Below are 10580 nucleotides of genomic sequence, written 5' to 3'. Positions count from 1 at the left end.
CGACCGTGGGGCGCGGCGCCCCCTTCGGGCGGGGGTGCCGGGGAGCCCCGGATCTCAGGGGCAGTCATCCCGCCGCGACGGCGCGCAACCCCCGTGACGGTGTCCGGCGGTGCCGAGCCGACCGTGGGGTGCGGGGCCCGGGGCGGAGTCCCGGGGTCGGGGGTCCCGCGGTTCGGCGCGGGACCGGGGTGGAGCCCGGGGTGGAGCCCGGGGTGGGAGGGGCTCCGCCCCTCGCGGCGGGGTCCGGGGAGGCGGCCCCGTTGAGAGGGAGGGAGGGAGGGCGGGACTACGCGCGCGGGGCGCAGCCCAGCACGTGTTCCTTCACCAACTGCCCGATCCGCGGATCGCGCCTGCGGAACGCCTCCACGAGCGCCTCGTGCTCCTCCGCGTACGACTGCTGACGGGTGCCCAGCCAGCGGATCGACAGCGCCGTGAACACCTCGATGCCCAGCCCCTCCCAGGTGTGCAGCAGCACGCTGTTCCCGGCCGCGCGCACCAGCTCGCGGTGGAAGGCGACGGTGTGCCGCACCTGGGCCTCGCCGTCGGCCTTGCGGTCCGCCTCGTAGAGCGCCGCCACCGACGGCTCCAGCACGGAGACGTCCGCGGCCAGTCGGGGCGCCGCCAGCTCCGCCGCGATCTGCTCCAGCCCCGCCCGCACCGGGTAGATCTCGTCCAGGTCGGAGGCGGTCAGATTGCGCACCCGCACGCCCTTGTTGGGGGCCGACTCGATCAGCCGCAGCGCCTCCAGCTCGCGCAGCGCCTCCCGCACGGGGGTCTGGCTGACCTCCAGTTCGGTGGCGATCCGTCGCTCCACGATCCGCTCGCCCGGCTTCCAGCGCCCGCTGACGATGCCCTCCACGATGTGCTCGCGGATCTGTTCGCGCAGCGAATGGACGGCGGGGACGGTCATGAAGGCTCCTTCGGCGAACAGGCGATGCCTAGACAATACGGCGGTGCCCCGCCCGGAGAGTTCCGGACGGGGCACCGCCGTGCTGTGGAGTGGCTTACAGGCGCGGGGCCCGCAGGCGCGCCCTTACAGGCCGAGCTCGACCTCGAACTCGCCCGCCTCCAGGATCGCCTTGACCGCCGTCAGGTAGCGGGCGGCGTCGGCGCCGTCCACCAGACGGTGGTCGTAGGAGAGGGACAGGTAGGTCATGTCGCGGACGGCGATGACCGTGCCCTCCTCGGTCTCGACGACCACCGGGCGCTTGACGGTGGCGCCGATGCCCAGGATCGCGACCTGGTTCGGCGGCACGATGACCGTGTCGAACAGCGCACCGCGCGAGCCGGTGTTGCTGATCGTGAAGGTCGCGCCGGAGAGCTCGTCCGGGGTGATCTTGCTGGCCCGGACCTTGCCCGCCAGGTCGGCGGTCGCCTTGGCGATGCCGGCCAGGTTGAGGTTGCCCGCGCCCTTGATGACCGGCGTCATCAGACCCTTCTCGGAGTCCACGGCGATGCCGATGTTCTCCGAGTCGAAGTACGTGATGGTGCCCTCGTCCTCGTTGATCCGGGCGTTGATGACCGGGTGGGCCTTCAGCGCCTGGGCCGCCGCCTTGACGAAGAAAGGCATCGGGGACAGCTTGACGCCCTCACGGGCCAGGAACGACTCCTTGGCCTTGCCGCGCAGCTTCATGACCTTGGTGATGTCCACCTCGACCACGCTGGTCAGCTGGGCCTGGCCGTGCAGGGCCTTCATCATGTTGTCGCCGATGACCTTGCGCATCCGGGTCATCTTGACGGTCTGGCCGCGCAGCGGCGACACCTCGGCCGCGGCGGCCTTCGGCGCGGCGGCCGGGGCGGCGGCCGGAGCCGGAGCCTGCGCGGCGGCCTTGGCGGCCTCCGCGGCGGCGATGACGTCCTGCTTGCGGATGCGACCGCCGACGCCGCTGCCCTGGACGGAGCCCAGGTCCACGCCGCTCTCGGCGGCGAGCTTGCGCACCAGCGGGGTGACGTACGCGCCCTCGCCACCGGCGGCCGGGGCCGGGGTGACCGGGGCCGGCGCGGCCGGAGCCGGAGCGGCGGCCTGCGGGGCCGGGGCGGCCGGGGCCGGAGCCGGCGCGGGGGCGGCCGGAGCCGGGACCGGGGCCTCGGCGACCGGGGCCGGAGCCGGGGTGGGCTCGGGCTGCGCGGCCGGGGCCGGGGCGGCCGGAGCCGGCGCGGCGGCCGGAGCGGCACCCGCGGCGCCGATCACGGCGAGCTTGGCGCCGACCTCGGCGCTCTCGTCCTCGCCGACCACGATCTCCAGCAGGACACCGGCGACCGGGGCCGGGATCTCGGTGTCGACCTTGTCGGTGGAGACCTCGAGCAGCGGCTCGTCGGCCTCGACGGACTCGCCGACCTCCTTGAGCCAGCGGGTCACGGTGCCCTCGGTGACGCTCTCGCCGAGCGCCGGCAGCACCACGTCGGTGCCGGCGGCACCGCCGGCGGCGGCGGGGGCCGGGGCCTCGGCGGCCGGGGCCGGGGTGGGCTCGGGCTGCGCGGCCGGGGCCGGAGCCTCGACGACCGTGGCAGCGGCCTCGGCCGCGGCCGGGGCCGGGGCCTCGGCGGGGGCGCCGCTGCCGTCGTCGATCAGCGCCAGCTCGGCGCCGACCTCGACCGTCTCGTCCTCGGCCACCTTGATGGAGGTGAGGATGCCCGACGCGGGCGCCGGGATCTCGGTGTCGACCTTGTCGGTCGAGACCTCAAGCAGCGGCTCGTCGGCCTCGACACGCTCGCCCTCGGCCTTCAGCCAGCGGGTGACGGTGCCCTCGGTGACGCTCTCGCCGAGCGCCGGCAGGGTTACGGAAACCGCCATGGTTTCGGTTGCTCCTAACGATCTGTGCGGATGGTTCGCGCCCGGACTGATTAGTCGTGGGAGTGCAGCGGCTTGCCGGCCAGGGCCAGGTGCGCCTCGCCGAGCGCCTCGTTCTGCGTCGGGTGCGCGTGGATGAGCTGCGCGACCTCGGCGGGCAGCGCCTCCCAGTTGTAGATCAGCTGCGCCTCGCCGACCTGCTCGCCCATACGGTCGCCGACCATGTGGACGCCGACGACGGCGCCGTCGCGGACCTGCACGAGCTTGATCTCGCCCGCGGTCTTGAGGATCTTGCTCTTGCCGTTGCCGGCCAGGTTGTACTTGAGGGCGACGACCTTGTCGGCGCCGTACAGCTCCTTGGCCTTGGCCTCGGTGATGCCGACCGAGGCGACCTCGGGGTGGCAGTAGGTGACGCGCGGCACGCCGTCGTAGTCGATCGGCACGGTCTTCAGACCGGCCAGCCGCTCCGCCACCAGGATGCCCTCGGCGAAGCCGACGTGCGCGAGCTGGAGGGTCGGGACGAGGTCACCGACGGCCGAGATGGTCGGCACGTTGGTGCGCATGTACTCGTCGACCAGGACGTAGCCGCGGTCCATGGCGACCCCGGCCTCCTCGTAGCCCAGGCCCTGGGAGACCGGGCCGCGGCCGATGGCGACGAGCAGCACCTCGGCCTCGAAGGTCTTGCCGTCGGCCAGCGTCACCTGGACGCCGTCGGCGGTGTACTCGGCCTTCTCGAAGAAGGTGCCCAGGTTGAACTTGATGCCGCGCTTGCGGAAGGCGCGCTCAAGAAGCTTCGAGCTGTTCTCGTCCTCGACCGGGACCAGGTGCTTCAGGCCCTCGACGATGGTGACGTCGGTGCCGAAGGACTTCCACGCGGAGGCGAACTCGACGCCGATGACGCCGCCGCCCAGGATGATCGCGGACTTCGGGACCCGGTCCAGCGTCAGCGCGTGGTCGGAGGAGATGATGCGGTTGCCGTCGATCTCCAGGCCCGGCAGCGACTTCGGCACGGAGCCGGTCGCCAGCAGGATGTGGCGGCCCTGGATGCGCTGGCCGTTCACGTCGACGGAGGTGGGGGAGGACAGCCGGCCCTCACCCTCGATGTAGGTCACCTTGCGGGAGGCGACCAGGCCCTGCAGGCCCTTGTAGAGGCCCGCGATCACGTCGTCCTTGTACTTGTGGACGGCGTTGATGTCGATGCCCTCGAAGGTGGCCTTGACACCGAACTGATCGGCCTCGCGCGCCTGGTCGGCGACCTCGCCGGCGTGCAGCAGGGCCTTCGTGGGGATGCAGCCGTTGTGCAGGCAGGTGCCGCCGAGCTTGTTCTTCTCGATCAGTGCGACGTCCAGGCCCAGCTGAGCACCTCGCAGCGCGGCGGCGTAACCACCGCTTCCGCCACCGAGGATCACTAGGTCGAAAACGGTGCTGGCGTCGTTCGCCACGTCACGTCCTCCATGCATGGGTGCGCCGGGGCCGGTCGTCGGTGACCGGGCGGCGGCTGTGGTTCGGCCGCTGATTGCTTCGGCCCTGGGGGGCCCTGTCCTGCCGGGACAACATCTTCGCACTTGTTGGCGGGCGGCGGGACGCGGGGCCCGTGGTGTGAGACATCCGTCGCGGGGCGCGCGGGGGTTACTCATGCGTATTACCGAGGTGGGGGTCACGACGGATTTCGTTGAGGGCGAAATCAGTCGTGGGTGCGGTAACGCGGTGGTGACCCCGGACATTCCAGCGGGGTCCGACGCGGTCCCGGGCGCGCGGGCCCGGGACCGCGTCGGAGCCGTCAGCCCAGGTCGCCCGCGGCGGTGCGCTCGGCCAGCCGGACCAGGGTGCGCACGGCCGAGCCGGTGCCGCCCTTGGGGGTGTAGCCGAAGGGGCCGGACTCGTTGAAGGCCGGGCCCGCGATGTCCAGGTGGGCCCAGGTGATCCCCTCGCCGATGAACTCCTTCAGGAACAGGCCGGCCACCAGACCGCCGCCCATCCGCTCGCCCATGTTGGCGATGTCCGCCACCGGCGAGTCCATGCCCTTGCGCAGCTCGGCGGGGAGCGGCATCGGCCACGCCTGCTCGCCGACCTCCTCGGCGATCTCGTGGATCGCGGCGCGGAAGGCGTCGTCGTTGGCCATGATCCCGAAGGTGCGGTTGCCCAGGGCGAGCACCATCGCGCCGGTCAGGGTGGCGACGTCCACGATCGCGTCCGGCCGCTCCTCCGAGGCGCGGGTGAGCGCGTCGGCGAGCACCAGCCGGCCCTCGGCGTCGGTGTTCAGCACCTCCACGGTCTTGCCGCTGTACATGGTGAGGACGTCGCCGGGGCGGGTGGCGGAGCCGGACGGCATGTTCTCGGCGAGCGCCAGCCAGCCGGTCACATTGACCGCGAGGCCCAGCCGGGCGGCGGCGACGACGGCGGCGAACACCGCGGCGGCGCCGCTCATGTCGCACTTCATCGTCTCGTTGTGGCCGGCCGGCTTGAGGGAGATGCCGCCCGAGTCGTAGGTGATGCCCTTGCCGACCAGGGCGAGCGTCTTGGCCGCCTTGGGGTGGGTGTAGGCGATCTTCACCAGGCGCGGCGGGGCCTCCGAGCCCTGGCCGACGCCGAGGATGCCGCCGTAGCCGCCCTTCTTCAGCGCCTTCTCGTCGAGCACCTCGACCTTCAGGCCGTGCTCCTTGGCGGCGGCCTGGGCCTCGGCGGCGAACGCCTTCGGGTCCAGCACGTTGGGGGCGGTGTTGATCAGGTCACGGGCCCGGTTGACCTCGGCGGCCAGCGTGCCGGCACGCTCGGCGGCGGCCTTGAACGCCTTGTCGCGCGGCTTGGCGCCGAGCAGGGTGACCTCGGCGAGCGGCGCGCCGTTGGCCTTCTTCCTGTCGCCCCCGTTGCTGCGGTGCGTGGTGAACGCGTACGCGCCCAGCAGCGCGCCCTCGGCGACGGCGGCGGCGTCCTCCGCGTCCGCCAGCGGCAGCGCGAAGGCGCCCTTCTTGGCGCCGGCCAGCGCACGAGCGGCGGCGCCGGCCGCGCGGCGCAGCGCCTCGGCGTCGTACCTCCCGTCGGCGCCGTCCTCCCGGGTCGGCACGTCGCCGAGACCGACCGCGACCACGACCGGGGCCTTGAAGCCGGCCGGGGCCGGCAGCTTGGTCACCTCGCCCTCGGCGCCGCTCGCGCCGAGGGTCTCCAGAACGCCGGCCAGCTTGCCGTCGAACGCGGAGTCCACGGCCTCGGCGCCGGGGGCGACAACGGGGCCCTTGGCTCCCTTCGCCACGCCGATGACGACGGCGTCTGCGCGCAGGGTCGCCGCGGAGGAGGTGCTGAGAGTGAGTGCAGTCACGGTGGTGGGGTCCCTCTTCCCTTGGTTCCTCGGCCGATGGGTGAGTCAGCCGCGCGGTTCCGCTTCCGCGGTGGCGTGGCTTTATGGGCCGTTGTGAGCCTAACCCCTTACCGGGTCGGTGGCGGTGGGCGGCCAGGCGTTGTCCACAACGCGAAGGGCGGTTGTCCGCTCGGGAAAGACGCCGGATACGCCGGACCCGTCCCCTCCGGTTCGCGCCGCCGCGGTGCGCGCCGTCGCCGCGGCGTCAAGTGACGTACCCGGGAGGGGTGTTCGATTCGGCGGAGCGGTGAACACCGCGGGCGTGCGACGGCGGCCGGGAGCGCCGGCCGGGAAGGTCGGTCGGGGCGGCCGGGGAGTGGCCCGCGGCGAAATGGTGGCCGGACGGGCGGCCGGAGGGACCGTCAGGTGCCGTCACGTGCGGTCAGGTGCGGTCAGGTGCGGTCAGGTGCGGTCAGGTGCCGAAGGTGAGGACGATGAGGGCCGTGGTCGCGGCGGCCTCGGCGAGCGCCCCGAAGACGTCGCCGGTGACGCCGCCGAAGCGACGGCGGCAGTGGCGGAGCAGGAGTTCGGCGGCGGCGAGCGCGGCGAGCGCGGCGCACGCGAACCGCACGGCCGCGTACGGGCCGAACAGGGCGCCGCAGCCGGCGCAGCCGGCGACGACCAGCGTGACGGCGACCGCGGCGGACCGGACGGGCACGGCACCGGCGACGGCGGCGCCCAGCCCCTCGGGACGCGCGGCGGGCACCCCGGACCGGGCGGCCAGCGTCAGCGCGCAGCGGGCGGCGGTGCCCGCGACGGCGGCCGCTGCGGCGCCGAGCGCCCAGTGGTCCGCGTACAGCTCGTACCCGGCCGCGACCTGGGCGAGCAGCACGAGCAGCAGGGTGATGACGCCGAACGGGCCGATGTCCGACTGCTTCATGATGCGCAGCGCGTCCTCCGCCGGCTTGCCGCTGCCCAGCCCGTCCGCGGTGTCCGCGAGCCCGTCCAGGTGCAGCCCGCGGGTGAGCGCGGCGGGCACGGCGACCGTGGCCACCGCCGCGAGCAGCGGGCCGGAGCCACACAGCATCAGCACGCCGCCGAGCGCGGCCGCGAAGAGCCCCACGACCAACCCGGTCAGCGGAGCGCACAGCATGCCCGTGTGCGCCGCGCCCCGGTCCCAGCGCGCGACCCGCACCGGAAGCACGGTCAGCGTGCCGAAGGCGAAGCGCGCCCCGTCGGCCCAGGGCGCGCGCGGCACGCGCGGCGGCTCGGGCGGGCGTGCGGGCGACTGCTGCGGCGTGGTGTCCATCGCGCGGCAGGCTATCGCGCAGGCTGGGAGGCGGTAGGGCGGTCCTGGGAGTCGCGACGTGGGCAACTGGTGGTACCGGAACATCGTCGAGCCCGGCAAGCTGCCGCTGTTCCTCGCGCTGACCGCGTTCATCGTCTCCTTCGTGGTCACCCGGGTGATCACGCGGATGATCAAGGCCGGGAAGGGGCCGTTCCGCAACGTCACCCCGGGCGGGCTGCACATCCACCACGTCGTGCCCGGCGTCCTGCTCACCATCGGCGGCGGCTTCGGCGCCGTCGCCAGCGGGGACCACGGCCTGGGCGCCTACCTCTCAGCGGTGCTCTTCGGGGTCGGCGCGGGGCTGGTCCTGGACGAGTTCGCGCTGATCCTGCATCTGCACGACGTCTACTGGACCGAACAGGGCCGCAAGAGCGTGGAGATCGTGGTGGTCACCGCGGCCATGGTCCTGCTGCTGCTCAGCGGGTTCCTGCCGTTCGGCGTCAACGACCTGTCCGACGCCGAGCAGCAGGACCGCCTCACCGTGGCGCTCAACGTGGCCCTCAACTTCCTCGTCGCGCTGCTCGCCCTCACCAAGGGCAAGCTGCGCATGGCGGTGATCGGCGTGCTGGTCCCCCCGATCGCCCTGTTCGGCGCCGTCCGCCTGGCCCGCCCCGAATCGCCCTGGGCCCGCCGCTTCTACCGCCACCGCCCCCGTGCCCGCGCCACGGCGCGGGTCCGCGCCGACCGCCACGACGCCCGCTGGACCGCGGTGCGACGCAAGCTGGGCGACTGGGTGGGCGGCTTCGGCTGACCACACCCGGCGGCCAGTGCATGGCCCGCGGTCGCCGCCGGCCGCGCGGTCACGGGCGCCGCCCGGGGTACGGGGCCGTCACGGCGGACGCTCAGCGCCGGGACGCCCGCTGGGCGACCGGGCGGCGGCGGGCCCCCGAGCGGGTGGGTGGGCGGTGCGGGCCGGGACCGCGTCGTCGGCGTCCGCGCGGCTGCTCGCGCTCCCGTAGCCGGACGCGGGCCGCGCGGGCGCGGACGCGGCCCGGCGGGTCTCGACGCGCCGTCGCCACGCCTCGCCCACGGCGCACACCCCCCGCACCGCGGCGCCGGCGGCCACGTGCTCCTTGCCCGCCAGCGACCGCGCGGTGGGCCGCGCACCGCGCGGTGGGCTTCACGGCCTCGACCGCGTCGTCCGGGACGCCTGCTGTCGGGGGTCGGCCGAGTCGGCGGCGCGCTCCAGGTGCTTGCGGTTGAGCCACTTCGGGAGTCCGGGCGCCTCCAGGAAGCCCTCCGCGCGGGCGGCGGCGATGGCGATGCGCGGCAGGTCGGTGCTCTTCTCGAAGAGCAGATAGCGCGGTTCCCAGATGGGGCGGTACTTGGCGTTGGCGCGGTACAGCGACTCGATCTGCCACCAGCGGGAGAAGAAGCTCAGCAGGGAGCGCCACAGCCGCAGCACCGGGCCGGCGCCCAGCCGGGAGCCGCGCTCGAAGACGGAGCGGAACATCGCGAAGTTGAGCGAGATCTGGTCGACGCCGACCTCGCGCGAGCGCTGGATCAGCTCCAGCACCATGAACTCCATCAGCCCGTTGTCGGAGTCGCGGTCACGCCGCATCAGGTCCAGCGACAGGCCCTTGGCGCCCCAGGGCGCGAAGCTCAGCAGCGCGCGCGGCCGTCCCTCGGCGTCCGCGCAGGTGAGCATCGCGCAGCGGCCGTCGCGCGGGTCGCCGAGACGGCCCAGCGCCATGGAGAAGCCGCGCTCGGTCTCGCCGTCCCGCCAGTCGTCCGCCAGCCGCAGCAGCTCCGCCATCTCCTCCTCGGGGATGTCCTCGTGGCGGCGGACGCGGACCGTGTAGCCGGCCCGCTTGACCCGGTTGTACGCCTGGCGGACGGTGCGCATCGCGCGGCCCTCCAGGGTGAACTCGTCGGTGTCGACGATCGCCTCGTCGCCCAGCTCCAGCGCGTCCATCCCGTGCCGGGCGTAGACCATGCCGGCCTCCTCGCCCGCGCCCATCACGGCCGGGATCCAGCCGTGCTCACGGGCCTCGGCCAGCCAGGGTTCGATGGCGCCCGGCCATGCCTCCGGGTCGCCGATGGGGTCGCCGGAGGCGAGCGAGACGCCGCCGACCACGCGGTAGGTGATGGCGGACTTGCCCGAGGGGGACCACAGCACGGACTTGTCGTGGCGCAGCGCGAAGTAGCCGAGCGAGTCGCGGTCGCCCCAGCGGTCCAGCAGCTCGCGCAGCCGGGCCTCGTCCTCCCCGGTGATCGGGTCGACGGCGCGGCGGGCGCGGAAGGCCGCGTACAGCACCAGCACCATCAGCGCCGTGCTCATCACGTTGATGGTGACGTTGACCCAGCCGGGCGTGCTGATGCCCTCGAAGCGGGTGTCGTCCGCGGCCAGCGAGACCATCCGCAGCACGCCGTAGTGCCAGCGCTCCAGGAAGGTGGAGCGCTCGTCGTCCGGTGCGGTGTTGGTGACCGTCACCAGGCCGGCCGCCAGCAGCGAGCCGACCAGCAGCCCGCCGGCCGCCACCGCCGCCGCCAGCCTCGGGTTCGAGCGGTCACCCTTCGCGTAGAACTCCCGCCGGCCCGCCAGCAGCGCGACCACGAACAACGCGGTGAGGAGCAGGGAGATCCAGTTCTGGATGTGCCGCCGGTACTCCGACCACCCCATCGCCAGCACGATCACCGCCAGCAGCAGCGTCGCCAGCACCAGGTTGAGGATCCACGCGGCGCGCTTGCGGCGGCGCATGGTGACGGCCAGGAAGAGGGAGAGCGCTCCGGAGAAGAAGCCCGCGGTCAGCAGGTACGGCGTGAAGTACTCGTCCATGTTGTGGCGGCGGATGTCGTTGCCGAACGACACCCACACCGCCCCGAGCAGGTTGACGAACGTGACGACACGCAGGTACCAGACGGCGAACGCGGCACCGCGCCGCGGCCAGGTGTGGCCCTCATCCTTCGAACTCACATGTGGGCTCAAGCGGACGTCTCCCATGAAAAGCGATCTTATGGCGAGGGAGCGTTTGCCAGTAAATCGGGCAAATTGCCGCGCGGTGCGCACACCACGGCCCGGAGCGCGGCGGGCCGGTGACCGCGCGGAGCCGCACGGGGGCGGTGGGCCGGTGACCGCGCGGAGCCGCACGGGGGCGGCGGGCCGCACCGTCCGCGGTGCCGACCCGCCGCGCCGTGACCAGGAA

The 10580-nt window shown here is 73.6% G+C and carries 7 protein-coding genes; 1 reads left to right on the top strand and 6 read right to left on the bottom strand.

What is annotated here, in order from left to right; translation table 11 throughout:
- Positions 1-286 precede the first annotated feature (286 nt).
- The 5 genes from CD790_RS20815 to CD790_RS20795 form a co-directional block, all read right to left on the bottom strand.
- Positions 287-910, bottom strand: a complete 624-nt coding sequence (locus tag CD790_RS20815) for a GntR family transcriptional regulator (protein WP_144384789.1) — start codon at positions 908-910, stop codon at positions 287-289.
- Between the two features lie 123 nt (positions 911-1033).
- Positions 1034-2794, bottom strand: coding sequence for a 2-oxoglutarate dehydrogenase, E2 component, dihydrolipoamide succinyltransferase (gene sucB, locus CD790_RS20810; protein ID WP_144384788.1), 1761 nt, complete (start codon positions 2792-2794; stop codon positions 1034-1036).
- A gap of 50 nt (positions 2795-2844) precedes the next feature.
- Positions 2845-4233: a dihydrolipoyl dehydrogenase gene (gene lpdA / locus CD790_RS20805; protein WP_186319145.1), complete on the bottom strand. Its 1389-nt coding sequence runs from the start codon at positions 4231-4233 to the stop codon at positions 2845-2847.
- 338 nt (positions 4234-4571) lie between these two features.
- Entirely contained in the window at positions 4572-6107 is a 1536-nt protein-coding gene (locus tag CD790_RS20800) for a leucyl aminopeptidase (protein WP_144384786.1), read from the bottom strand.
- 451 nt (positions 6108-6558) lie between these two features.
- The gene (locus CD790_RS20795) at positions 6559-7395 is read right to left on the bottom strand and encodes an adenosylcobinamide-GDP ribazoletransferase (RefSeq protein WP_260867730.1); all 837 of its coding nucleotides are present in this window, start codon (positions 7393-7395) and stop codon (positions 6559-6561) included.
- Between the two features lie 58 nt (positions 7396-7453).
- On the opposite strand from CD790_RS20795, the gene CD790_RS20790 reads away from it, so the two are divergent.
- On the top strand, positions 7454-8185 hold the full coding sequence (locus CD790_RS20790; protein WP_260867729.1) for a hypothetical protein: 732 nt from the start codon (positions 7454-7456) through the stop codon (positions 8183-8185).
- 369 nt (positions 8186-8554) lie between these two features.
- Here the strand turns inward: CD790_RS20790 and CD790_RS20780 are convergent, their stop codons facing one another.
- Positions 8555-10378 (bottom strand): phosphatidylglycerol lysyltransferase domain-containing protein, encoded by a 1824-nt coding sequence (locus CD790_RS20780; RefSeq protein ID WP_144384783.1) that lies wholly within the window; start codon positions 10376-10378, stop codon positions 8555-8557.
- Positions 10379-10580 lie beyond the last annotated feature (202 nt).

Origin of the sequence: Streptomyces sp. SAJ15 (genome assembly GCF_007595705.1) — a bacterium.
In the GTDB taxonomy this organism is placed as follows: Bacteria; Actinomycetota; Actinomycetes; order Streptomycetales; family Streptomycetaceae; genus Streptomyces.
The sequence above is the reverse complement of the archived record's forward strand: the minus strand, read 5'-3'. Positions and strand labels throughout refer to the sequence as shown.